Genomic DNA, 24583 nt, shown 5'->3' on the forward strand with positions numbered 1-24583 from the left:
GCCGCAGCGCGCCGGTGCCGTACACCGCGACCAGGCGCGCGGCGGCGTCCAGCGCCGGATCCGGCGGCAGGGCCAGGAACGCCGACGCCGCGGCCGCCTCGCGCGCACCGGCGTCGGCCGCGGCCGTGGGAAACAGGAGGGTCATGGCGACAGCTACAAATGAGAACGATTCTCATCGTAACCCATCCTCGGCTCCGGCGCGCGGCCGGCGCCTGTCGCCCAGCCGTCATCTGCGCCGCGTCCGGCGACCGAGCCGAGCGGCTCGATCGGCACCGCCACGATTTTCCGTATTGGATAAATTTTCACCAACCCTCACCGCCGCTTGCGACCGCGATCGACATTCGCATGCGAACCAATCTATTGCCCGCGACGAAAACGCGTTCGCGTTGAGCGGAAACGAATCGGACACGATCACAACTTTCGCGTGATTGAACGCGAGTCTGCGTTAGCGCGCGAAATCGGCTTTTTTCCAGGGAAATTCCGCAGTTCGCGCAAGCCTTCGAACGCGTCGGCGATGGCTTGCGCGCTGTCCGAAAACCTTCACATATCCGTCTTGTGATAAGCCTCTCACCGCCGTCCTCGTAAATCCTCGACTTGTGATATGCCTCTCATCGCACTTGATGGACATGACTTGAGCGCTCGGGGATATTGATTCCGAAGGCGGCGCACGGCGCATCCGTGCAGCGTCGCCTTCCGATGCGATCGCGCCGCGCCCGAAACGCGGGCATCGCCCGGACCTTCCCCCCTTTGCTGTACCGATAAGAACTAAGGCCCACCGTCCGCCGTTCGCGCCGGATGGACACGGACAGAGGCCCCGCCCAGGCGCGCTGCGCCGCGGCCATGCTTGTACTTCGAATTCGCTATACACACGGAGAGGGGGCCACTCGTAAGAACGAGTCGGCCGCAGGCTCGCGCGCACTCGTCACGGCGCGCCGACGGACCGCGCGTCCGCCGGCAGCCGGCGGCGTCGCGCGTCCCGGCGCCGGTTCAAAGGAAGCGCCATGAACGAACTCCATGCATCCGGCCTGCCGCTCACCACCGCACAGCGCGGACTGTGGGTCGGACAGAAGCTCGCCTCGGCCGAAGCGACCTTGAACATCGCCGAGGCGGTGGAGATCCACGGGCCGGTCGAGCCGGCGCTGTTCCAGCGCGCGCTGCGCCAATTCGCCGACGAAGCGCAAGCCGTGCGCGCGCGCATCGTCGAGCACAACGGCCTGCCCTATCAGATCGTGCGCGAGCGCTACGAGTTCGAGACGCCCTACATCGATTTCAGCGGCGAGCCCGATCCGCGCGCCGCCGCCGAGCGCTGGATGCAGGCCGAGATCAACCGCCCGGTCGATCTGGCCCACGACCCGCTGTGGGTCGGCGCGATCTTCAAGTACGCCGACGATCTGTATTGCTGGTACCAGCGCGCCCACCACACCGTCTACGACGGCTACAGCGGCGGCATGGCGGCCAAGCGCCTCAACGAGCTGTATTGCGCCTACCGCGACGGCGTCGAACCGCCGCCCTGCGGCTACGGCACGCTGGCCTCGCTGATCGAGGCCGAAGCGTCGTACCGCGATTCCGACCGCTACCGCCGCGACCGCGAGTACTGGCTGGAACAACTCGCCGACCTGCCCGAAGCGGTGACCCTGGCGCGCCGGCGCGTGCGCAACAACGGCGGTTTGCGCCGCGCCAGCGGGCGCGTGTCCGAAGCCGGGCGCGAACGCCTGGCGCAAATCGCCCGCGACAACGGCGTGAGCCTGCCGCAGGTGCTGATCGCGCTGATCGCGGCCTATTACCACCGCGCCAGCGGCGCCCACGACCTGGTGTTCGGCATGCCGGTCACCGGCCGCTCCAGCCATGCGTTGCGCAGCACGCCGGGCATGGTCGCCAACGTGGTGGCGATCCGCCTGCAGATGCGCGCGGACATGAGCATGAGCGAGCTGTTCCAGCAGACCTCGCGCACGGTCAAGTCGGCGCTGCGCCATCAGCAGTACCGCTTCGAGGAACTGCGCCGCGACCTGGGCCTGGTCAATCCGGACCAGCACATGGCCTGGCTCGGCATCAACATCGAGCCTTACGACTACAACAACTTCCTCGGCCACCGCGGCAGCGCGCGCAACCTGCACAACGGCACCGCCGAAGACCTGACCGTGTTCGTGTTCGACCGCCTCGACGGCCAGGGCCTGAGCTTCGACTTCGACGCCAACCCCACCTTGTACCCGGCCGCCGAACTCGACGAGCACAAGCGCCGGCTGATGCGCCTGATCGAGCAGGTGCTCGAGCGCCCCGACATCGCCCTGGGCGCGATCGACGTGCTCGGCGAGGAAGAACGCGAGCGCCTGTTGAACCACTGGAACGCCACCGACGAAGCGCTGGAGGACAGCACCGCGCTGGCGCAGTTCCAGCGCCAGGCCGCGCGCACGCCCGACGCGGTCGCGGTGATCGCCGGCGACACCCGGCTGAGCTATCGCGAGCTCGACGAATCCAGCACCCGCCTGGCCCATCGGCTGATCGCGCGCGGCGTGCGCCCCGGCGACACCGTCGCCATCGCCCTGCCGCGCGACGAAGTACTGCCGGCGGCGCTGCTGGCGGTGTGGAAGGCCGGCGCGGCCTATCTGCCGCTGGATCCGGAAGCGCCGATGCAGCGCATCGCCCTGACCCTGGACGACGCCGCGCCGAGCCTGCTGCTGACCGCGCCGGCCTTCGCCGATGCGTTCGCCGGCCGCGGCCTGCCGCTGCTGTTCGCCCACGCCCAGGACGAGCGCTACGACGCCGAAGCCGCGCCGCCGCTGCCGCAGCTCGGCGGCGCGCAGCTGGCCTACGTGATCTACACCTCCGGTTCGACCGGCGTACCCAAGGGCGTGGAAATCGGCCAGCGCGGGTTCTGGAACTTCCTCCAGGCGATGCAGCGCGAGCTGCGGCCGCACGCGGGCCAGCGCTATCTCGCCCAGACCACGATCACCTTCGACATCGCCGGGCTGGAGCTGTTCCTGCCGCTGACCGTGGGCGCGACGGCGGTGCTGACCACCGCCGAGGTCGCGCGAAACCCGCTGGCGCTGGCGCGGCTCATCGACGAACAGCGCATCGACGTCGTGCAGGCCACCCCGTCGCTGTGGCGCATGCTGCTGGCCAATGCGGACGCGCGCCTGGAGCGCGTGCACGCGCTGATCGGCGGCGAAGCGCTGCAGCCGGAACTGGCCCAGCAACTGGTGCGCAAGGCCGCGCGGCTGACCAATCTGTACGGCCCGACCGAAACCACGGTGTGGTCGACCGCGATGGAGATCACCGCCGACAGCCTGGCCGCGGGCAACGGCGCTTCGCCGCCGATCGGCCGGCCGCTGCTCAACACCCGCGTCTACGTGCTCGACGCCGCCGGCCAGCCGATGCCGACCGGCAGCGCCGGCGAGCTGTACATCGGCGGCCACGGCGTCGCCCACGGCTACCGCAATCGCGCCGAGCTCAACGCCGAGCGCTTCCTCGCCGATCCGTTCCGCCCCGGCGAGCGCCTGTACCGCACCGGCGACCTGGCGCGCTGGCGCGACGACGGCGTGCTCGAATACCTCGGCCGCGCCGACCAGCAGGTCAAGATCCGCGGCCACCGGGTCGAGCTGGGCGAAATCGAAGCGCAGCTGCGCGGCTTCGCCGACGTCGCCGAGGCCGCGGTCGCGCTGCATCGCGACGCCGCCGGCAACGCGCTGCTGACCGCCTATGTGGTGCCGGCCGCCGGCGCGACCGCCGAGGCCGACGCGCTGCGCCGTGCGCTGGCCGCGCGCCTGCCCGACTACATGGTGCCGTCGGCGTGGATCGAACTGGCCGCGCTGCCGATGACCGCCAGCGGCAAGCTCGACCGCAAGGCGCTGCGCCCGCCCGAGCGCGACCGACGCAGCGCCTACGTGGCGCCGCGCACCGAGGCCGAACGCAAGCTGGCGTCGATCTGGCAGCAGATCTTCAAGCTCGACCGGGTCGGCATCCACGACAATTTCTTCGAACTCGGCGGCGATTCGCTGTCGGCGGCCGAGCTGGTCGCCGCGCTGCCGCGCCATTTCGGTTCGGAACTGTCGATGGGCGCGCTGTTCGAAGGCTCGACCATCGCCGGCCTGGCCGCGGCGCTGGAGCGCAGCGGCGGCGACAACGATCCGCTCGGCGCGCTGCTGGCGCTGCGCGGCGGCGCGCGCGAGCGCGAGCAGCGGCCGCTGTTCTGCATCCACCCGGTCACCGGCGTGGGCTGGGCGTTCGCCGGCATGCTGCGCCAGATCGAGCTGCCGCTGTACGCGCTGCAGTCGCGCGGCCTGCGCGGCGGCGCGCTGCCCGGCAGCATCGAGGAGATCGCCGCCGACTACATCGCGCAGATGCGCAAGGTCCAGCCGCAGGGCCCGTACCGTCTGCTCGGCTGGTCGCTGGGCGGGCTGATCGGCCACGCGGTCGCGGCGCAGTTGCAGCGCGACGGCGATACGGTCGAGCTGTTGGCGATGATGGATTCCTATCCTTTCGCCGCCGAACCGGCGCTGCCCGACGAGGCCCAGCAGGCCCAGGCGGTGCTCAAGTTCCTCGGCTTCCACCACCGCCTGCGCGAAGCGCCGCAGGACATGCGCGCGCTGACCGAACTGCTGTGCCAGGAATACGAGGTGTTCTCCAACCCGCTGGTGCAGCAGGTGCTCAAGGACGACGCCAAGCTGATCGAGCACGTCGCCGCGGTCACCCGCAACAACCTGACCCTGGCGCGCCGTTACGTGCCGCAGCGCATCGACGCCGACGTGCTGTTCTTCGACGCCAGGCGCAAGGAGCGGGTCGACCTCGACGGCCTGCTGCACTACCGCGCCAACGCCTGGCAGGCGCACGTGGCCGGGCGCTTCGACGTGCACGAAGTCGATTGCCACCACCAGACCATGCTCGAGCCGCGCGCGGCCGCGCACATCGGCCGGGTGCTGCGCGAACGCCTGCTCGGCGAGCCGGCGCAACCCGCGCGCCTGGACCCGCCGCCGCCGGCCGCGCTGCCGCTGGTCGCCGCTTATTCGTAAGGAGACCTCCGTGTCCGCATCCGCAGTGTCCATCGCCGCCGAAGCCGCCGCCCCCGTCACCCCCGGCGCGGTGGTGATCTTCACCGTCGGCACCCAGGGCGACGCGCGCCCGTGCATCGGCCTGGGCCAGGCGCTCAAGCGCGCCGGCTATCCGGTGCGCATCGTCACCAGCGACAACTTCGCCCCGCTGGTGCGCGAGGCCGGGCTGGAGTTCTCGGCGATCAGCGCCGACTTCAGCGACCTGTTGACCAACAATCCCGAAACCGTCGACAAGGCGCTCAACCCCTGGTACCTGGTCCAGCACACCCGCGCCAAGTTCGCGCAGTGGGCGGCGACCTGGGCGCAGGAAGCGCGGCCGGCGTGCAAGGGCGCGGCGCTGCTGGTCGGCACCGGCATCGTCACCCAGTTGGCCAAGGCGATCGGCGAAGCCGACGGCATTCCCTTCATCCAGGCCCATCTGCAGCCGTTCACGCCTTCGCGCAAGCTCTCGCCGCTGTCGTTCTGGTCCGAGCGCGAGTTTCCCGGCGCGGTCAACATGGCGCTGTTCTCGGTGATGAAGCTGCTGGCCTGGTACACACTCAAGCCGGCGGTCAACGGCGCGATCCGGCCGCAGCTCAAGCTGCCGCTGTTCCCGTGGTACGGGCCGTTCTTCGACACCAATCCCGAACGCATGCGGGTGCTGTACGGCTACAGCCGGCACATCCTGCCGCCGCCGGACGACTGGCCCGAGGAGGTCAAGGTCACCGGCAGCTGGTTCCTCGATCAGGCCGACGTTTGGCAGCCGCCGCAGGGCTTGGCCGACTTCCTCGCCGAGGGCGAAAAACCCGTGTATTTCGGCTTCGGCAGCATGTTGGCCAACAACGCCGAGGCGCTGACCGAGGTGGTGCTCGAGGCGGTGCGCATCGGCGGCCGGCGCGCGGTGCTGGCGACCGGCTGGGGCGGCCTGCGCTGCGAGCCGGGGCGCCTGAGCGACAAGGTCTATGTGATCGAAGCCGCGCCGCACGACTGGCTGTTCCCGCGCATGGCCGCGACCGTGCAGCACGGCGGCGCCGGCACCACGGTGGCGGCGGCGCGCGCCGGCGTGCCGTCGGTGTTCGTGCCGTTCTTCGGCGACCAGCCGTTCTGGGCGCGGCGCATGCACGCGCTGGGCACCGCGCCGCCGGCGCTGGACCGGCGCACGGTCACCGCGCAGCAGATGGCGCAGGCGGTCGAGGACGCGCTGCGGCCCGAGCGCGTGCGCGCGGCGCAGGAACTGGGCGAAAAGATCCGCGCCGAGAACGGCGGCATCGCGGCGATCCGCGCGCTCAACGAATGGGGCCTGCTGCCGCCGCCGCGGCTGGGCCAGGACGCGCCGGCGCTGGCGCTGGAGCGCGTGGCCTGAGCCGCGACCGGTTCGCGGCCGCTGGCCGCGAATCAGCGGGCGTTCGCGCGAATCGCGCCGCCACGACACCGTCGTTCCGGCAAAGCCGGAACCCATTTTGATTTTCGCTCCCAGCCCTCGCAGCGCCCTGCGCACACGCGGACGCTCCGGCCTCCCCTGTGGCGAGGCCGGAGCGCGAGGCCCTGCGCCGCAGTCACAGCCTCGGAGACGCCGTCCGCACACAATGACGGACTGCCCCGCGGCGCCCTGGCGCGCCGCCCGCGAGCGAGGCGTCCCCCAATGCAAAGCACCGAAGTCGAACTCGAGCGCCTGCGCGTGCGCCGCGAGGCGCGCCGCGCCGAGCTGGCCGCGCACAGCGGCGTCAACCAGCGCGAAGGCCGCGCCCTGTGCCTGTCCGGCGGCGGCTACCGCGCCGCGCTGTTCCATCTGGGCGGGTTGCTGCGTCTGCACGAGGCCGGCCTGCTCGCCGGCCTGAGCCTGATCAGCTCGGTCTCCGGCGGCAGCATCGTCTCGGCCTGGCTGGCCTGCCGTTACCTCGACACCCGCCGCGACGCCGAAGAAGGCTTCGCCGCCTGGAGCGACCGCATCGACTTCCGCGCCGCGGTGGTCGAGCCGTTCCGCACGGTCGCCGCGCGCGATCTGCGCACGTGGCCGGTGCTGGCGACGCTGCCGTTCAACTGGCTCAAGCCGTCGTGGCGGATCGGCCTGCTCGAACGCGGCTACCAGCGCGCCTTCGGCGAGCGCCACCTCGACGAACTGCCGCAGTCGCCGTCGTTCGTGTTCTGCGCCACCGACCTGACCTTCGGCGTGAACTGGGAATTCTCGCGCCGCCGCGTCGGCGACTACCTCGCCGGCTACCTGCGCGACGGCGCGCGGCGGGTGCGGCTGAGCTGCGCGGTCGCCGCGTCTTCGAGTTTTCCGCCGGTGTTCGGGCCGGTGCGCTTCGACGCCGATCCCGGCGACTACCAGCGCGGCGACTACCGCGGCGACGACGGCGACGCGCTGCGCGCGCGGATCGAACTCAGCGACGGCGGCGTCTACGACAACCTGGCCACCGAGCCGAGCCTGCGCCGTTATCGCGAAGTGCTGGTGTCCGACGCCGGCGGCCCGTTCGTGTTCGAGAGCAAGCGCTGGTGGCTGTCGCGGCTGATGCGCTACACCCAGGTCATGGGCAATCAGGCCGAAGCGCTGCGCAAGCGGCTGTTCTTCGGCCAGGCCGAAATCGGCTCCTTCAGCGGGGTGTACTGGAGCCTGACCGGCTACCGCGACGAAGGCGCCGACGGCTACAGCCCCGCGCTGGTGCGCGACGTGCTCGGCCGTCTGCGCACCGACCTGGACCGGTTCCTCGACGTCGAGTTCGAAGTGCTGGTCAACCACGGCTACTTCGCCGCGCACGATGCGCTGTGGCGGCAGAATGGCTGGGTGTCCGAGGCCGCGCCCGCGGTCTGGCCGTATCCGCAGCGCGCCGACGAGAGCCGCGTGCGGCGATGGCTGCGGCGCAGCCATGCGCGGGTGCTGCATCGGCGGTGGTGGGGGGCGAGTTAGCGCTGCGGGCGGTCGGTATCGTCGCAGCGGTGGTGTCGCGGTCGCGGCTCGCGCCGCTCCTACAGGGGCTTCGGCCGGTTTCGTTTCCGACTGCAGGAGCGGCGCCAGCCGCGACCGCGACACCTACGCCGCCCGCCACCTCACCCGCGAAAACGTCCCGACCGAACCGCCACGCTCCGCCGCCTCAACCTTTCGCGTGCACGCAAGGCGCGAACAGATCCATCGGCTTCTGATACACGCTGGTCTCCACCTGCATCAGCCCCAGCACCGAGTGGAACAGGTTGTCGTGGCTGGCCGGCTTGGCCGATTCGGCGCGCAGGCACTGCAGGTCCAGCCCGCGCGAGGCGGCGAACCCCGGCGAGAACCACATCACCATCGGCACCTTGGTCTGGGTCTTGGGCGCGATCGCGTACGGGACGCCGTGCAGGTACAGCCCGTTCTCGCCGAGCGACTCGCCGTGGTCGGACAGATAGATCAACGCGGTGTCGCGCGAATCGTCCTGCGCCAAGTAGCGGATGGTGCGGGCGAGGAACTCGTCGGTCGCCATCACCGCGTTGTCGTAGGCGTTGACGATCTGCTCGCGGTCGCACTGGCCCAGTTCGTTGGTGTCGCAGGTCGGGGTGTAGCGGCGCAGGCGCTCGGGGTAGCGGCGGAAATAGGCCGGGCCGTGGTTGCCCAACTGGTGCAGCACCACCACCGCGTCGCCCGGCTTGGCGCCGACGCGCTCGCGCAGGCCGCCCAGCATCACCTCGTCGAAGCAGCCGTCGGGCCCGCAGAACTTGGGATCGCTGGCATGTTCGAACGATTCGAACGCCAGGCCCTTGCACACGTTCTTGCAGCCGGTCTGGTTGTCGCGCCACAAGGTCTGGATGCCGGCGTACTCGAGCACGTTGAGCAGCGATTCCGAACCCTGGATGCGGTCCTTGTCGTAATTGGCGCGGCCGAACGGCGAGAACATGCACGGCACCGAGACCTCGGTGCTGCTGCCGCAGGCGGTCACGTCGGGGAAGTTGACCGGCGCGATCCGCGCCAGCTCCGGCGTGGTCTGGCGCGCGTAGCCGTTGAGGCCCCAGTTCTGCGCGCGCACCGTTTCGCCGACCACCAGCACCAGCAGGCGCGGCTTCGGGCTGGCGGTGCGCGCGGCGGCGATGCGCGCGTCGGTGCCGATCGGCGCGCGGCCGCGCACGCGCGAGGCCGAGTCGTCCAGCGCCACCCGCGTCAGCGACACCAGGTAGTTGGCCGGCGTCACCAGGTGACGCATTTCCTTGTGGTTGCGCAGCAGCGCCGAGATGTCCTGGAACGAGCCCATCAGCGCCAGCCCCGCCAGCGCCAGCGACGCGACCAGCAGGCCCAGCCGCACCAGCAGCGCGCGACCCAGCGGCCGCAGCTTCAACCGCACCCGCCACAGCAGCGCGGCCGGCAACACGCCGTACAGCAGCAGCGGCAGGATCAACCCGGCGGTGAACAGCTCCGCCGACTCCTTGCCGTCGGACTGCAGCACGTTGCGGATCATGCCGGTGTCCAGGTAGATCCCGTACTGGCTCATGAAGTGCGCCGCGCCCGCGGTGACCAGCAGCAGCGCCGTCAGCAACGGCTTCACCGTCCAGCGATTGAGCAGCAGGCCGAGCAACAGCGAGGTGATCGCGACCACGGCGACGAACACGCACGCCGCCACCCACACGCCGTGACCGGCCGCGAATGCGCCGGCGGCCGAGGCCGCGCGCCAGAACGCGTTGTTGGCGAACGCGGCGAAGAACACGCTGGCCAGGACGACGATGGTCTCGACGCTGAGCTCGGGCCGGTAAGACAGCCAGGCCGGCCAACGCAGTTGCGAGCGGGCGACGGTGCTCATCGGCCGGCTCCCTGCGCTGCGGCTTGCGCCGCGGGCGCCGCCTGCGGGGCCTCGCGCCGGGCCATCGCCAAATAAAGCGCCAGCGCCACGAACCAGCTGATCGCCAGGGTCCACACGTCGTGCGAGAAGAAATGCGCGCCGCGCAGCTGCTGCGAGATCCCGAACAGCAACCCCACGCCCAGGCCGACCGCGAGCCCGCGCCAACGCAGCCGCGGCCGCAATTGCAGGAAGAAGAAATACAGCGCCACCCAGGCGTAACCGCCGCTGGCATGGCCGGCCGGGAAGCACACGCCGCGGTCGAGTCCGGGCGGGCGCGCGTCGAACAAGCCGTAGAACGCGACGTCGCCGCCGTAGCGGCTCAGATCCCAGGGGCAGTCCATGTTGGTCAGCGACTTCAGGCCCGACACCAGCGACACCGCCAGCAGCGTCGCCAGCAACAGGTAAGCCAGCGGCCGGCGCCACTCGGCCAGCGCCGGACGCGAGCGCGCGAACAGCCAGAACGCGAACACGCCCAGCCACGCCGCGGTGCTGGCGTCGCGGCCGAAGCGGTGGATCACGTGCTCGGTGAGGTAGGCGTTCTCCAGCGCCCAGCGCCCGCCCTGCAGCGCGTAGAGCCGGTCGGCCAGCCAGAAATCGCCGCCCAGGCCCATGCTCAGCGCCGACAGCGCCGTCAGCGCCAGCAACGGCCACAGCGCGTGGCGCAGCAGGAAACTCCGCGCCGACACGCCGGCGGCGACGCCGGGCAACATCGGCGGCAAAGCGGCGGGCGCGGCGGCCGTCGCGGGGACGGCCGGGGCGAGCGGCCTGGATACGGAGCGATTCATCGACGGCAACGGGCTCGTGAGCGGGCGTGAGAGACCCGGGCGGCGGCGACAACGTCGGCGAAGCGGGCTGTGCGGCGATGATCGAAACGGCGCTGTCGGAGAGCGGTCGGAACCGGGTTGTGGGCTCGTTAAACAGGGAAAATCCGGGCGCGCCCGCGGCGCTGCGTTCAGATTCGGCGCGGCCGCGGCCCCTTGTTCCGACGGGCTTCCGACGCCACCGTAACCACACTGGCGGCCTGCGCCGGGGAGCTGGGGGGCTTCGCGCACCCTGCGCATCCGTTCGCAGCAAGACCTCGCGCCCCGGCTTGGGGCACACTCAGTTCAGGCCGCGCCCGCGGCGGGAGACCCGGCGCATGCGCCTGTTGGTGGTGGAAGACAATCGCAACCTGGTGGCCAACCTCTTCGATTACTTCGAAGCGCGCGGCTACACCCTCGACGCCGCGCCCGACGGTCCCACCGGCCTGCACCTGGCGGTGACCCAGCGCTACGACGCGATCGTGCTGGACTGGATGCTGCCGCGCCTGGACGGCCGCGAAGTGCTGCGCAGCCTGCGCGAGGAAGCCGGCTCCGACGTGCCGGTGCTGATGCTGACCGCGCGCGACGAGCTGCCCGACAAGATCGCCGGCTTCCGCGCCGGCGCCGACGATTACCTGACCAAGCCCTTCGCCCTGCCCGAACTGGAAGTGCGGCTGGAAGCGCTGGCCGCGCGCGCCGCCGGCCGCGGCCGCAGCAAGGTGCTGCAGGTCGCCGACCTCAAGCTCGACCTGACCACGCTGGAAGTCAGCCGCGGCGGCCGTTCGCTGCATCTGTATCCGGCCTGCCGCAAGCTGCTGGAAGTGCTGATGCAGTCCAGCCCCGGCGCGGTCACCCGCGAACGCCTGGAGCACGCGCTGTGGGGCGACAGCCCGCCCGACGGCGACATGCTGCGTTCGCATGTCTACGAACTGCGCCGCGCGGTCGACGGGCCCTACCCGGTCAAGCTGATCCAGACGCTGCCGCGGGTGGGCTACCGGCTGGCGGTGCCGGCGGAGTCGGGCGACCACGAGGCCGATGGCAGCGCCGCCTGACCGCGCGCCGGCGCCGGCCGCCGCGCCGACGCGCGCGCGTTCCAGCCTGCGCCAGCGCATCCTGCTCGGCCTGTTCGGCTACACCGCGCTGCTGTCGATCGCGGTGGTGGTGCAAGGGTTCTTCGTCAACGAGCACGCCGAGCACCTGGTGTGGACCTCGCTGATGAACACCGAGATGGACTACTTCATCGAGCGCAGCCGCGGCGATCCGGACTACCGCTGGAGCGACACCCAGGCGTTGTCGCTGTACGACAGCGCCACCCGGCCGCCGCCGCGCGAGCTGGCGAAGCTCGCGCCGGGCGTGCACGACGAGGTCGTCGTCGCCGGCGTCGAGTACGTGACCCTGGTGCGCGACGTCGACGGCCGCCGCCTGATCCTGGCGCTGGACATCGACGACATGGAGCACCGCGAGTTCGACCTCGCGCTGACCATCGCCGCCTCGGCCATCACCACCTTGCTGCTGCTGTGCGCGGTGATCGGCTGGGGCGTGCACCGGCTGGTGCGGCCGCTGACCAACATGGCCCAGCGCATCGGCGGCCTGCGCCCGGACCGTTCCGGCCAGCGCGTGGACGTGCCCGATTCGGCCAGCTCGGAACTGGTGGTGATCGCCGATGCGGTCAACGACTACCTGGAGCGCAACGACCGCTACGTCGAGCGCGAGCGTGCCTTCATCGACAGCGCCAGCCACGAGCTGCGCACGCCGATCTCGGTGATCGCCGGCGCGGCCGAAATCGCCCTGGACCACAACGAATTGCCGGCCGGCACCCGCCACCAGCTCAACCGCATCCGCCGCACTTCGCGCGATGTCGAGCAACTGATCTCGCTGCTGCTGGTGCTGGCCAAGGATCCCAAGCGCCTGAGCGCGAACAGCGACCGGGTCGCGCTCGACCATCTGCTGCCGGAAATCGTCGAAGACCATCGCCACCTGACCCGCGACAAGGATCTGACCCTGGCGATCGCGCCGCTGCCGCCGTGCGAGATCCTGGCGCCGCTGCCGATCGTGCAGGCGGCGATCGGCAACCTGCTGCGCAACGCCATCGAGAACAGCGACCGCGGCGAAATCGCGATCCGCCTGCAGGACGACGCCACCGTGGTGATCGAAGATCCGGGGCACGGCATGACCCCGGAGGAAATCAGCGCGATCTACGCCCGCGTCGCCCGCGGCGGCCGCGAAGGCGGCGGCATCGGCCTGGACCTGATCTCGCGCCTGTGCGAACACCTGGGCTGGAGCCTGCGCTTCGACAAGGCCGAGCGCGGGACGCGCACGACGCTGGCGCTGAAGGCCTCGGCCTGATCCGAGACGAAAGCATCGGGCCTGAAGGTCCTCCCAAAGCTGTAGGAGGGCCTTCAGGCCCGATGCCTTTGCTCCAGTTCGCCGCGCTCCCCCACCCGCCGCCCTGGCTCGCGCCTAGCCTTCGAGCCGCCCCTGCGCCGCCAGCGCCTCGCCCGCCCGCACCCGCCGGTACGCCTGCTCCACCGCCTGCGCACCGTACTTCAGCTCCAGCCGCTTGACGATGAAATGCCCGCGCGCCATGTCCTGGTAGTGATTGGTGAACAACACATTCATCGTCGCCGCGGTGGCCGCGCCGATCACCGGCACGATCTGCGCCGCGGTCTTCTCGGTGATGACGATGCCGAAGCGCGTGGCCACGGTATCGATCAGCTTGGCCATCCACGTCGCCGCCTGCTTCTTGGCGTAGGCCTGGGTGACCTCGTGCGCGCCGCGGTGCCCGGCCAGGTGGACCAGCTCGCGGGTCGCGTTCTTGGTCAGCTCCGACAGCACGCCGCGCGAGGCGTAGTACCCCGATTCGGCGGCATCGTCGCGCTTGCTGTTGCCGCCGAACGCGAACACCTCCACGCAGGCCGCCTGCACCCACGGCTCGGACAGCGAGAACCCTTCGCTGCGCGCGATGTCGGCGACCGACCGCATCATGATCACCGTGGTCACCGGCAGCTCGACCGCCAGCCCGGCCATGCCGAACAAGCCGCCGGCCGCGCCGGACACCGCCGCGGCCAGCTTGTGGGTCTTGGTCGAAGCGCGCTTGCTCGGCGCCTCCTTGACCGTGCTCAGCGCCGCCGACGCGGCCTTGTGCATGGCCGCGTGCACGATCTTGTGGATACGCTCATGAGCGAAGCGCGGCAGCCTGGACAGGCCGAACTCGATCGGCGCCCCGGCCAGCGCCGCCATGCGCGCGGTGATCGACGGCGTCTCCAGCAGCGCCACCGCGCGCTTGAGATCGGCCGCATCGGCCGGATGGTTCAGCAACTGCGCGTCTTCGGTCATCGCCCCTCGCCTCGCATCGCCGGAATCCATGGCCGGCGGCCGGTCGCGAAAGCGCTCCGCGACCTGGCGAAGGTAGGGGTGGCGGGGGGCGGCTACAAGTCCGCGCCCCCACCACCGTTCAGCGCCGCGGCGTCCGCCCCCCCTGTAGGAGCGGCGCAAGCCGCGACCGCGCCAATACGACTGCGACGAAGCGAGATGATCCCGTAAATATCGGCTACGACGCGAATGCGGCGATGGCTCGAACCTGTACGCCTCGGTGAAGGGTTCGGCGTAGTTGCATTGGCGCGGTCGCGGCTTGCGCCGCTCCTACAGGGGTACTGCGCGACATTCGCCGGATCACGCCGCAGCGCGCAAGGCATGCTCCGCGACCAGACGCTCCACCAGCGCATCGATCTCGCCCTCGGCGCGTTCCAGCGAGGCGCGCAGGCGTTCGCCGCCGAATTCGTCGTACTCCGCGGCCACGTTGTGGGCCTGGGTGATGCCGATGTAGCGCAGCGGGGTCAGCACGCCGGGTTCGACGTGGTTGATCGCTTCCAGCCGCTCGCCCTTGCCGTAGCCGTAGTCGCCGCGCGAGCTCAGCAGCACCAGGCGCTTGCCGCTGTCGGCCAGCATCGGCCAGTAGGGCTCGCCTTCGCGGGTGCGGTCGAAGCCGAAGGTGCGGCCGACACGCACGATGTTGTCGATCCAGGCCTTGAACTGCGCCGGCATGCCGAAGTTGTACATCGGCACGCCGGCGACGATCACGTCGGCGGCGAGCAATTCGTCGACCAGCGCGTCGCTCTCGGCCAGCGCGTCGCGCATCCACGCTTCGCGCCGTTCGGGCGGGGTGAAGGCGGCATGGATCCAACCGCCGGTGACCGGAGCCGGCGGGTGCAGGCCGACGTCGCGCACGGTCACCTCGTCGTCGGGGCGCAGTTCGCGCCAGCGGCGCACGAAACGGGCGCTGAGGCGACGGCTGTGCGAGCCGTGGGCCTGGGTGTCGGAGCCGCCGGAGCGGGCGCTGGAGTCGATATGGAGCAGTCGGGTCATGGCGGGGCTCGCAAGGTGATGGATGAATTCGGCTAGGCCTGTCCGAGGCTCGCCGCGATGCAGGCCATGTTGAAACTCCGTGCGGCAGGCGACAAACTCCGATTTCTCAATCGATGAATGAGTTGGTCTCATCCATGCCCGGCCGTCGCCTGCCCCCGCTGGGCGCCCTGCGCGCGTTCGAGGCCGCCGCGCGGCTGCGCAGCTTCAAGCGCGCGGCGCAGGAGCTGTCGGTCACGCCGACCGCGATCAGCCACCAGGTGCGCGCGCTGGAGGCGCACATCGGCCTGCGCCTGTTCGAGCGCCAGACCCGCCGCGTCGCCCTCACCGCCGCGGCCGAGCGCCTGTTCCCGGTGCTGCGCGACGGTTTCGACGCCTTCGCCGAAGCGGTCGAGGCCTTGCGCGCGCCGCCGCAGCGGCGCGCGCTGACCTTGTCGGCGACGCTGTCGTTCACCGCCAAATGGCTGGTGCCGCGCATGGCCTCGTTCCGCCAGGCCTGCCCCGACCTGGACCTGCGCCTGCACGCCTCCGACGACCCGGTCGACCTGCACGCCGGCCTCGCCGACGCGGCGATCCGCTACGGCCGCGGGCCGTTTCCCGGCCTGGAGGCGGAACCGCTGATCGAAAACCGCTTCGCCCCGGTGTGCAGCCCGCGCCTGGGGCTGCGGCGCCCGCACGAGCTGCGCGAACACATGCTGCTGCATTCGGAATGGCGCCACCCCACCGCCGACACGCCGACTTGGCGGCTGTGGCGCGAGCGCGCCGGCCAGGCCGAACTGGCCGGCCTGGACGTCGATGCCGGCCTGCGCTTCACCGACGAAAGCCACGCCATCCAGGCCGCGATCGCCGGCCACGGCGTGGCGCTGCTGAGCCTGGCGCTGGTCGCCGACGATCTGGCCAGCGGCGCGCTGGTGCAGCCGTTCGGGCCCGCGCTCGACGGCTACCCGCACTGGTTCGTGCGGGCGCCGGGCGTGGAGCCCGCCGGGCTGGCGGCGCTGCGCGACTGGCTGCGCGCGCAGGCGGCGTCCGGTTCGGCCGCTGCGTCGTGAAACCAGTCGATCAAGCCGGCGCAGCGATGCGCGCGGCCTGATAACGATGCTCCTGGGTCGCGCCGCCGTAGCCGTACGCGGCCGCGCGCGCGTCCACGACGTGGATGTAGGACACCTCGTGCACCTCGCCGATCAAGGCCGACAGGCGCGCGTAGGCCTGCTCGATGAAACGCGCCTTCTCGTCCTTGGTGTTGGTCTCGTCGGTGATGCTGATGTCGAGGAAGAACGAATTGCGCCCCAGCTCATCCAGGCTGCGGCCGCCGACGAACCAGTGCGCGCGCTCGACGAAGCGCACTTCGATCGCGATCAGCTCGCGGCGCTTGCCGAGCACGTCGACGGTGAGGTCGGCGACCGCGGCGCTGGCGCGGCGCGCCAGCTCGGAGTCGGCGGGGCCGGAAATCTGCAGGTTCAGGTGCGGCATGGCGGCGGTCTCGTGGCGGGCCGGCATCACTCGGCCCCGGAATGCAGGCACAGGCTAGGCTTGCGGCGGCCATCGGAATAGCGGGAAGATCTGCGCTCATCCATCGGCTATTCCGATAACGGTGCCGCCATGCGCAGCCTAGACCTGGACCAGCTCCGCGCCTTCGTCGCCGTCGCCGAGGCCGGCAGCATCTCCGCCGGCGCCGGCCGGGTGTTCCGCTCGCAATCGGCGGTCAGCGAACAGTTGCAGAAGCTCGAAGCCGCCGCCGGCGCGGCGCTGTTGTCGCGCTCGCGCCAGGGCGTGGACCTGACCCCGGCCGGGCGGCGCCTGATCGGCCACGCGCGGCAGATGCTGGCCCTGGGCGAGCTGGCCCTGCACGAGGTGCGCAACGAAGTGCGCCGCACCGATGCGCGGCTGGCGATCAGCGATTATTTCCGCAGCGACGAGATCGCCGGCCTGCTCGGCCAGCTGGGCCGGCGTTGCCCGCAATTGCGCCTGCAGGTCGGCATCGGCCAGAGCGCGACGCTGGCGCAGGGCCATGCCGAAGGGCAGTACGACCTGGCGGTGATCCTGCACGCCGGCGCCGCGCGCACGCGCGTGCCTGGCCTGCCGCTGCGGCGCGAAGCCTTGCACTGGGTCGCCGCGCCCGGCCTGGACCTGCGCGATGAAGCCGAGTTGCCGCTGGTGTTGCTGCCGCCGGGCTGCGGCTTGCACGGATTGGCGGTGCAACGCCTGCAGCGGCATCGCAGCGCGCATCGCATCGCCCACTTGGCCAGCGGCGTGGCCGGGCTGCAGGCGGCGCTGCGCGCGGGCCTGGGCGTGGGCTGCCTCAACGCGTCGGCGATCGGGCCGGGGCTGGCGATCGCCCGCTCGCCGCGGCTGCCGCCGCTGCCCGATTGCGGTTTCGGCCTGCTGACGCCGCCGGAAGACGCGCCCGCAGCCTTGCACGAGGCCGCCTCGATCGTGCGCACGTTCTTCGCCTGAAGCGCGCTGGCGACGCCGGCACTGACACGTTCGCCGGCATCAATGCTCAGATATCTCCGTTTGTGTCGGCGCCGATCAACCTTCGCTGAGCTGCTCCAATGCCGCCTGTGCGTGAAGCTCGATACTGTAGAACAAGGCGTAATCTTCGCAATCGTCATTCCGCTCGCTGAGCACTCGGGCGGTTCGCTCTATGGCCCACAGCGCGTTCATTACGTCGGAGTGAGCGCCGCCGTCGATCACGATCGGTTTTATGTGTGACTTCTTCCTAGGAGGCGCTGCGTAACGAAACTGCGAAACATCGAAGCCCGCCCCACGAATGCGGACCCCGGCTTGGTCGATACCCGCGCTTTCAGCGAAATCGTTCGGATCGAACCCAGGCGCGCCACAGGCCAGGGCGTTCAAGCCGGCGACAGCCGCACGCGCGATCATGTCCGCAAAACCCTCCTCCAGCCCCATGCTATGGCCGCGCCAGTTGGGCGATGTCAGGGCATATTTGATGACTTGGTACGCGTCGAACTCGCTTACATCGTGCAGAGCTGTCACATCCTCGAAGCGAGCCTTGCCGATCTTCTCGTTATCTTCGGTGTATCGCGAGGTTACGCGGTTATCCCAGTTGCCCGGACACGTCCACGGAACGTCCTTGCGACGCGCGAGTCTGCGCGTGCGCTCGTGCCATGGACGAAGGTCGTCTCCCGACGCTGATCGGGTACCGTAGATCCGCTGTGACCCGCCATCGTCAACGGTGGCCGCTGGGGCAATTCCAGTGACATCCAAGGGTGTTTCGGCATTCGTACTATCGTTGCGAACGGTCATTAACCTTGCTCATTTTGGTGAAGTTTTTGAGCGCCCCTTGCGCATGTATGAACTCGCGCCCCGCTCATCGCTCATCGCAATGCATGAGCGCTCGGCCCGGCAGCGGTGCGTCAAGATGTTCCTATGGCCGAGATAGCCGGCGGCGAGCATCACTGAAATGCAGGTGTACTGCTTCAGCAAGGTACGGACATGCCCCGCCTGTGCCATCGGCCGAGGCTTAGGAACACATGCTCGCGCGGGCGGCCGTATGCACGTGCTTCGCATGGAGCCGCCCGCCAAAAGTGCATCGCCTCGAGCGGAAGACCAAACAGACCATGGAATGCGGGGCCACGTGCGGCGGAGCGCATGCACGTCGCTGCGGTTACTTCTTGCAATCGTCACCGCACGACACGCAGCGTTCGCCGGGTGAGTGCGGGCGCGCCCCGTCCCGGGCGCGGTCGCACGACGGCATTGAAGCGAGCCTACGGTCAGGCCGCCGCACCGTGAACAGGCGGCGAGCCGGCGACCAAGCGTACGCACGAGAGGGTCAGAGCAGCATCAGCTCCGAGCGCTCCTTGGTGCTGTTGTCGACGAAGAACATCTTCTTGCCCTTGTCGGCTCGATCCTCGACCACCTGATACAGGCGCAGCGCCTGGCGGATCGCCGCGGTCTTGCTGACGCCCTTGTGGACGCACAGTTCCTCGAGGAACTGCATTTCGCTGCCGGCCAGGTTGAGGGTCATACGGCGCCGGGTTTCTTTCATGGGGTCACCTCAAGTAATCCAATGGGAATCGCGACCGTCCGGCCCTTGCGCCCGCAGATGGCGCGGGGGTGGTGCGACGGACGCGACGGAAGCCGCGCCGGCAGGCCGGCGCGAAAGGCGGGCGGCGAACACACCGCCCGCATCCGCGGCCACCGCCGCGAATGCTTGAGGAACCGGCGCGCCGATACGGCGCGGCCACCGGGGACGACGGCGCGATCGGAACCCGACCTGCACCTGCGGCACGGCAAACATGATTTGAGGCCACACCTCGCACGCCTTGAATGCGCTCGAATTGATGCATTGCGTGGACTGCCTGATCACTTCGTCTGCCCCCTGTAGCGGCCCCAAGCGCCTGGTAACGACCGCTCGGCACCTCCAACTCCTGACACCTGTCCCCATCGGAGAAACCCCGGACGCGAGGACATCGGCAGATTTGCCGTGCCGGGGCGTTTCCGGCCCGGATACGCCGGGAACGACCTGAAATAGCGTGAAATCGCTCCATTTCCGGTCGACATAAGGGCAAATAGCGACGATTTAGGTCCAAATTAATGTGATTGACATCGGTAAATATCCTTAATCGCGCCCTCCATTCCCACGCAAAATTTCAGACTTGTCTGAGCCGTTTTTCTTCATTCGCAAGGCCTCTGCGGTGCCTTGCGAGCACATTCGGGCCCGGATGGCGCGATTGCGCGTCCGGATCGAGGCAGAGACCTTGGCAGTCGCGTCGCAACCCGCCCCACCGTCATGCCGCGCAGCGCGCCACCCCGCAGCCACCGGCCGGCACTGGTCCGGCACGCCTGCCCAGGCACCTGGTCACCTGACCGCCCGAGCCGAGACACGCGCACGGCCGCCCAGCCGCAAGCCAGCGGCCAGGACGACGCATCGGAATCACGCAGTTACGGCCGCCAGGCGGCCCGCCGAGCCGCTACAGCGCGCTGCGCGGCGGCAAGGTCCAGTCGATCGGCGCCTGCCCCTGGCGCGCGAGGTACTCGTTGGCGGCGGAGAAATGGCCGCAGCCGATGAAGCCGCGGTGCGCCGACAGCGGCGAGGGATGCGGCGCCTTGAGCACGCGGTGGCGGCGCGGGTCGATGACCTTGCCCTTGGCCTGGGCGTAGCTGCCCCACAGCAGGAACACCAGCCCTTCGCGCTCGCGGTTGAGCACGTCGACGGCATGGTCGGTGAAGCCTTCCCAGCCCTTGCCCTGGTGCGCGCCGGCGCGGCCTTCCTCGACGGTCAGCACCGCGTTGAGCAGCAGCACGCCGCGGTTCGCCCACGGCAGCAGGCAGCCGTGGTCGGGCCGGGCGATGCCCAGGTCGCGGTGGATTTCCTTGAAGATGTTGTCCAGCGACGGCGGCACCGCCACCCCGGGCTGCACCGAGAAGCACAGCCCGTGGGCCTGGCCGTAGCCGTGGTACGGATCCTGGCCGAGGATCACCACCTTCACCTGCTCGAACGGCGTGGCGTCGAAGGCGGAGAAGATCTGCGGGCCGGGCGGGAAGATCCGCGCGCCGGCGGCCTTGCGCTCGCGCAGGAAGCGCGACAGCGCCTGCATGTCCTCGCGTCCGAACCAGTCGCCGATGCGCGACTTCCAGGACGGATCGAGCTTGATGTCGCGGTCGCCGTCGCTCATGCCGGGGCCGCCGCGGTGTCGCCGATGCGCGACAGGCGCAACTGGAACAAGGTCTTGGTCACCAGCAGCCGCTCCTCGATCGGCTTGAGCACCAGGTCGTTGGCGCCGGCGCGCAGCAGTTCGCTCTGGTTGTCGCGGTTGGCGTCGCCGGTCATCACCAACACCGGCAGGCGCCGCTTGCCGTAGGCGAAGTCGTTGCGGAGTCTGGCGAGCAGGTCTTTACCGCCCAGTTCGCCCTTCAGGTATACATCGGTCAGCACCAGGTCGGCGCCGGCGTCGCCGCCGTCGCGGCCGCTGGCGCGGTGCGCTTCCAGGTGTTCCAGCGCTTCTTCCACGCCGATGAAGTGCAGCACCTGCAGCGCGTGGCGTTCGAGCATGCGCTTGGTCGCCACCGCCACCACCCGGCTGTCTTCGACGTAGAGCACGCGCGCGCCGGGAATCGGCTGCGGCTGCACGTAGCCGCGGATGAACTCGGCCAGCGCGGTCTGGCCCAGCGATTTGTCGAAGTAGTCGGTGACGTCTTCGGTGAAGCGGCGCGCTTCCAGGTGCGCCTGGGCGTCGCCGGAGACCACGATCACCGGCACGTAGGCCTGACCCGCGGCCTCGCGCACCGCGCGCGCCAGGGCGATGCCGTCGCCGTCGGGCAGCACCAAGGACGTGGTGACCAGGTCGACTTCGCCGTGATCGAGCGCGAGCTTGGCCTCGATGATGTTGCCGCACTGGACGATGCGCGCGTTCGGCAGCTCGCGCGCGAGCACGTCGGCGATGAGCTTGCGGACCAGCCTGGAGCCGTCCACCACCATCACCCGCGGCGCGGTGTTGTCGAAATGTCGCAGGGTCTGGCTTTGCATTCGGGGCCTTGGCGTCTGCGCACGCACCGGCGGCGGCCAGGAGGGCGGCGGCGGCAGGCGACGCGGGTCGTGCGGGGGAGCCCCGATTCTAGGCGCAAGCGGGGGCGGATTCCGAGTCTTGCGCGGCACGATTGCGGATTGGCGGCGGTTTTCGATGCCGCGATGGCTCCCTGCAGGAGCGGCGCGAGCCGCGACCGCGAAACCTCGCTTACGGCGCAACCGGCTACCCCGCAGTCGCGGCTCGCGCCGCTCCTACAGGGGCGGCCGCAGCTCGATTCAGCCTTGGCCGCCGCGGGTCTGGCGCAGGTAGTGGCCGGTGACCAGGCCGGCGCCGAGCCAGCCCAGCGCGGCCGCGCCGGCCAGAATGCCCAGCGCGTGCAGCGGGTCGAACCCCTGCAGGGCGAAGCGGCTGCCGTAGCTTTGCGCCAGCGCGCCCAACGGTTCGCGCAGGCTGTGGTCGGCCGCGGTCAGCAGCGCCAATGCGACCGCGCCTGCGGCCAGGCCGTAGCTGGCGCCCAGGTACAGGAACGGCCGGCGGATGAAGCCGTCGGTGGCGCCGAGCTGTTGCAGCACGGCGATTTCCTCGCGCCGCGACTGGATGTCCAGGCGCACGGTGTTGCCGACCACCAGCAGCGCGCCCAGGCCGAGCATCGCCGCCAGCACCCAGGCCAGCCGGGTGCCGAAGCGCAGCCAGCCGTCCAGGCGCTGGCGCCAGCCGGCATCGTGCTGGACCACGTCGGCTTCGCCCAATTGTTCCAGCGATTGCGCCAGCGCCAGTTCGTCGCCCTTGGGCGTGACCACCAGCAGGCTCGGCAACGGATTGGATTCCACCGCGGCCAGCGCCTCAGCCAGGCCGCTCTTTTCGCGCAATTCGGCCAGGCCCTGCTCGGGCGTGCGCAATTCCACCCCGCCGACGTCCGGCCGCGCGCGCAATTCCTCCGCCAGGGCACGGGCGCGCTCGATCTTGATCTGCGGCTTGAGGAACACGCTGATCTGGCGCGAACGCTGCACGTCGCCGGCGAAGCGCTCGATGTTGTTCAGCGCCGCCCACAGCCCCAGCGGCAGCGCCAGCGCCACCGCCATCACGCCGATGGTCAGCAGCGCCGCCCACGGCTTGCGCAGCAGCCGGCCGAGGCTGGCGACCAGGCTGTAGAGGTGATGGTCCAGCCACATGCCCAGGCGCGATTGCGAGGACGCCTCGACCGCGGGCTCGGCGCGTTCGGCGCGCAGTTCGGACGGGCGCACGCCGGATGGGGACGGATCGGTGGGAACTGCGTCGTCGTCGCGAAGGTCGTGCGCGCTCATTCGGCCAGATCCTCCGGGGCGATGTCGTCGACCAGGCGGCCGTGGTTGAGCACCAGCACGCGCTTCTTCATGCGCTTGACCAGGGCCAGGTCGTGGCTGGCCACCAGCACGCTGGTGCCGCGCTCGGGCAATGACTGGAACAGGGCCATGATTTCGGCGGACAGGGTCGGGTCGAGGTTGCCGGTGGGCTCGTCCGCCACCAGCAGGCGCGGCTCGCCGATGATCGCGCGGGCGATGCCGACGCGCTGTTGTTCGCCGGCCGACAGTTCGCCCGGCAATGCGCTGGCGCGCGCGCCCAGGCCGACCTTCTCCAGCGCCGCGCGCACGCGCCGGCCGATGTCGTTGCGGCGCAGGCCGCGCAGCAGCAAAGGCAAGGCGACGTTGTCGGCGACGCTGCGGTCGGCGAGCAGGCGGTGGTCCTGAAACACCACGCCGACCTCGCGCCGGTGCAGGGCGATGCGGCGGCCGCCGACCTTGAGCAGGTTCTTCTCGCCGAACACCACCGCGCCGCGGCTGGGGCGTTCGCTGAGATGGATGAGTTTGAGCAGGGTGCTCTTGCCGGCGCCGGAATGGCCGGTGACGAACAGCATCTCGCCTCGGGCCACCTCGAAGCTGACTTCGCTGAGGGCCTCGTGGCCGCTGCTGTAGCGTTTGCTGACGTTGTCGAAGCGCAGGACGGTCATGGCGGAAGTATCGCAGAGCGAATCGCCGGAAAACATCACGTTTCGGCGCCCGGGTTTGGCCTATGTTCGCGCTGCGGCCCGCGCCGCAGCTTCCAAGACCGGCCGTCCGCGCGCGCGGACCTCGCAGGCCGGCGCATGCGCGGCCGCCGGCGTCTCGCGCCGGCTCGGCCTTTCCAGTCCGACATCCGCAGCGAACGTCCCGACCCATTCCGGGCGGGATGCCCTTCGACGCGTCCAAGGAGTCGGATCATGCACACGCTCAAGCTCTCGCTCGTCTGCGCCGCCCTCGCCGCCGCCGGGATCTACACCGATGCCGCCCGCGCCGAGTCGTACGACGCGCCGATCAACATCGCGACCCTGGCCTGCCCGGCCGGTTCCACAGGCTTCAACAACGCGCGCTTCGTGATCTTCCCGTTCTTCGGCGGCACGCCGGCGAACTGGCGCCTGACCCTGTGGTGCAACGCCGCCGGCAGCGGCCGCCGCGGCCATTTCGAACCCGGCAGCGGCGGCGTCGGCAGCACCTGGGCGTACGCGGGCGGCGCGTTCGGCGTCGGCTGGCCGGCGTCGCCGGGTTACGGCAACCAGTACCAGTTGCTGGACATCGACGGCGACGGCGACCTGGACGTGTTCCAGCTGTCGGAGACCGCGGCCAACACCTGGTCGGTGTTCTACAGCCGCACGCAGTAAGCGCCGGCACAGCGGCCGACTGTGGGAGGGCCTTCAGGCCCGACGCTCTGGTTTCAGGTCGAATCGAAGGATTGGCGCGGGAAGCGTCGGGCCTGACGGCCCTCCCACAAAAAAAGCCCCTCCCACAACCGCCCCGGCGCATTCGGGAACGGTCGTGGGAAGGGCTTCGGTTCCGGCGCGTTGCCGCCGGATCGCGGCGAAGCGGCGTGCGCCGCTTCGCCCGACGAGCTCAGTGCTGGGTACGCGGCGGACGCGCGACCAGCGACTTGAGCTTGCGGCCGATCCGGCTCAGCAGCGAAGGCTGGCCCGACTGCGACTGCGACTGCGATTGCGCGGCGGCGGCCGGCTTGGCCGGCACCGCCTTGGGCACCACCGGCGCGGCAGCGGCCGGCTGCGCGGCCTGCGCGGCCTGATTGGGCGCGGCGCCCTCGGC

20 protein-coding genes are annotated in these 24583 nt (G+C 70.3%); 8 read left to right on the forward strand and 12 right to left on the reverse strand.

Annotation, left to right across the window (positions count from 1 at the left end; genetic code table 11):
• Positions 1-1001: 1001 nt before the first annotated feature.
• The 3 genes from A7A76_RS15270 (at position 1002) to A7A76_RS15280 (ending at position 7932) form a co-directional block, all read left to right on the forward strand.
• The gene (locus A7A76_RS15270) at positions 1002-5006 is read left to right on the forward strand and encodes a non-ribosomal peptide synthetase (protein ID WP_206411981.1); all 4005 of its coding nucleotides are present in this window, start codon (positions 1002-1004) and stop codon (positions 5004-5006) included.
• A gap of 10 nt (positions 5007-5016) precedes the next feature.
• The gene (locus A7A76_RS26055; protein ID WP_206411982.1) at positions 5017-6387 is read left to right on the forward strand and encodes a nucleotide disphospho-sugar-binding domain-containing protein; all 1371 of its coding nucleotides are present in this window, start codon (positions 5017-5019) and stop codon (positions 6385-6387) included.
• A 279-nt stretch (positions 6388-6666) separates the two neighbouring features.
• Positions 6667-7932, forward strand: a complete 1266-nt coding sequence (locus tag A7A76_RS15280) for a patatin-like phospholipase family protein (protein WP_206411983.1) — start codon at positions 6667-6669, stop codon at positions 7930-7932.
• 184 nt (positions 7933-8116) lie between these two features.
• Here A7A76_RS15280 and A7A76_RS15285 read toward each other — a convergent pair whose 3' ends face one another.
• Together A7A76_RS15285 and A7A76_RS15290 are read right to left on the reverse strand one after the other, a co-directional pair.
• A complete protein-coding gene (locus A7A76_RS15285) occupies positions 8117-9784 on the reverse strand; it encodes a phosphoethanolamine transferase (protein ID WP_206411984.1) in 1668 nt (555 codons plus the stop codon).
• Positions 9781-10608, reverse strand: coding sequence for a phosphatase PAP2 family protein (locus tag A7A76_RS15290; protein WP_241200960.1), 828 nt, complete (start codon positions 10606-10608; stop codon positions 9781-9783). Before A7A76_RS15290 ends, A7A76_RS15285 begins: the two co-directional genes overlap by 4 nt.
• 353 nt (positions 10609-10961) lie before the next feature.
• On the opposite strand from A7A76_RS15290, the gene A7A76_RS15295 reads away from it, so the two are divergent.
• Positions 10962-11675 carry a response regulator transcription factor gene (locus tag A7A76_RS15295; protein ID WP_206411985.1) on the forward strand — a complete coding sequence of 238 codons (714 nt, stop codon included), beginning with the start codon at positions 10962-10964 and terminating at the stop codon, positions 11673-11675.
• A complete protein-coding gene (locus A7A76_RS15300; protein WP_206411986.1) occupies positions 11659-12969 on the forward strand; it encodes a sensor histidine kinase in 1311 nt (436 codons plus the stop codon). Before A7A76_RS15295 ends, A7A76_RS15300 begins: the two co-directional genes overlap by 17 nt.
• Positions 12970-13083: 114 nt before the next feature.
• On the opposite strand, the gene A7A76_RS15305 is transcribed toward A7A76_RS15300, so the two are convergent.
• Complete coding sequence (locus tag A7A76_RS15305; protein WP_206411987.1) at positions 13084-13959, reverse strand: EcsC family protein; 876 nt, start codon at positions 13957-13959, stop codon at positions 13084-13086.
• 336 nt (positions 13960-14295) lie between these two features.
• Positions 14296-14988, reverse strand: a complete 693-nt coding sequence (locus A7A76_RS15310; RefSeq protein ID WP_206411988.1) for an FMN-dependent NADH-azoreductase — start codon at positions 14986-14988, stop codon at positions 14296-14298.
• A gap of 134 nt (positions 14989-15122) precedes the next feature.
• Between A7A76_RS15310 and A7A76_RS15315 the strand changes: the two genes are divergently transcribed.
• Positions 15123-16034, forward strand: coding sequence for a LysR substrate-binding domain-containing protein (locus A7A76_RS15315; RefSeq protein WP_241200961.1), 912 nt, complete (start codon positions 15123-15125; stop codon positions 16032-16034).
• A 10-nt stretch (positions 16035-16044) separates the two neighbouring features.
• Here the strand turns inward: A7A76_RS15315 and A7A76_RS15320 are convergent, their stop codons facing one another.
• Positions 16045-16455, reverse strand: a complete 411-nt coding sequence (locus tag A7A76_RS15320) for a tautomerase family protein (protein WP_206411990.1) — start codon at positions 16453-16455, stop codon at positions 16045-16047.
• 129 nt (positions 16456-16584) lie between these two features.
• On the opposite strand from A7A76_RS15320, the gene A7A76_RS15325 reads away from it, so the two are divergent.
• Positions 16585-17439, forward strand: a complete 855-nt coding sequence (locus tag A7A76_RS15325; RefSeq protein WP_206411991.1) for a LysR family transcriptional regulator — start codon at positions 16585-16587, stop codon at positions 17437-17439.
• A 75-nt stretch (positions 17440-17514) separates the two neighbouring features.
• Here A7A76_RS15325 and A7A76_RS15330 read toward each other — a convergent pair whose 3' ends face one another.
• The 6 genes from A7A76_RS15330 to ftsE form a co-directional block, all read right to left on the reverse strand.
• Positions 17515-18252 carry a hypothetical protein gene (locus A7A76_RS15330; protein WP_206411992.1) on the reverse strand — a complete coding sequence of 246 codons (738 nt, stop codon included), beginning with the start codon at positions 18250-18252 and terminating at the stop codon, positions 17515-17517.
• Positions 18253-18778: 526 nt separating this feature from the next.
• Positions 18779-18973, reverse strand: a complete 195-nt coding sequence (locus tag A7A76_RS15335; protein ID WP_206411993.1) for a hypothetical protein — start codon at positions 18971-18973, stop codon at positions 18779-18781.
• A gap of 946 nt (positions 18974-19919) precedes the next feature.
• Positions 19920-20624: a uracil-DNA glycosylase gene (gene ung / locus A7A76_RS15340; protein WP_206411994.1), complete on the reverse strand. Its 705-nt coding sequence runs from the start codon at positions 20622-20624 to the stop codon at positions 19920-19922.
• Entirely contained in the window at positions 20621-21475 is an 855-nt protein-coding gene (locus A7A76_RS15345; RefSeq protein ID WP_206411995.1) for a response regulator, read from the reverse strand. The genes ung and A7A76_RS15345 overlap by 4 nt, the downstream gene beginning before the upstream one ends.
• A gap of 276 nt (positions 21476-21751) precedes the next feature.
• On the reverse strand, positions 21752-22648 hold the full coding sequence (gene ftsX / locus A7A76_RS15350) for a permease-like cell division protein FtsX (protein WP_241200963.1): 897 nt from the start codon (positions 22646-22648) through the stop codon (positions 21752-21754).
• A gap of 128 nt (positions 22649-22776) precedes the next feature.
• Positions 22777-23463 carry a cell division ATP-binding protein FtsE gene (gene ftsE, locus A7A76_RS15355; protein WP_206411997.1) on the reverse strand — a complete coding sequence of 229 codons (687 nt, stop codon included), beginning with the start codon at positions 23461-23463 and terminating at the stop codon, positions 22777-22779.
• A 249-nt stretch (positions 23464-23712) separates the two neighbouring features.
• Between ftsE and A7A76_RS15360 the strand changes: the two genes are divergently transcribed.
• Positions 23713-24150, forward strand: a complete 438-nt coding sequence (locus tag A7A76_RS15360; RefSeq protein WP_206411998.1) for a hypothetical protein — start codon at positions 23713-23715, stop codon at positions 24148-24150.
• A 229-nt stretch (positions 24151-24379) separates the two neighbouring features.
• Here A7A76_RS15360 and A7A76_RS15365 read toward each other — a convergent pair.
• Positions 24380-24583 (reverse strand): hypothetical protein (locus A7A76_RS15365; RefSeq protein ID WP_206411999.1); only part of this gene is annotated, 204 nt, incomplete at its 5' end.

The sequence above is a fragment of the Lysobacter enzymogenes genome, from assembly GCF_017168095.1.
Lineage (GTDB): Bacteria > Pseudomonadota > Gammaproteobacteria > Xanthomonadales > Xanthomonadaceae > Lysobacter > Lysobacter enzymogenes_D.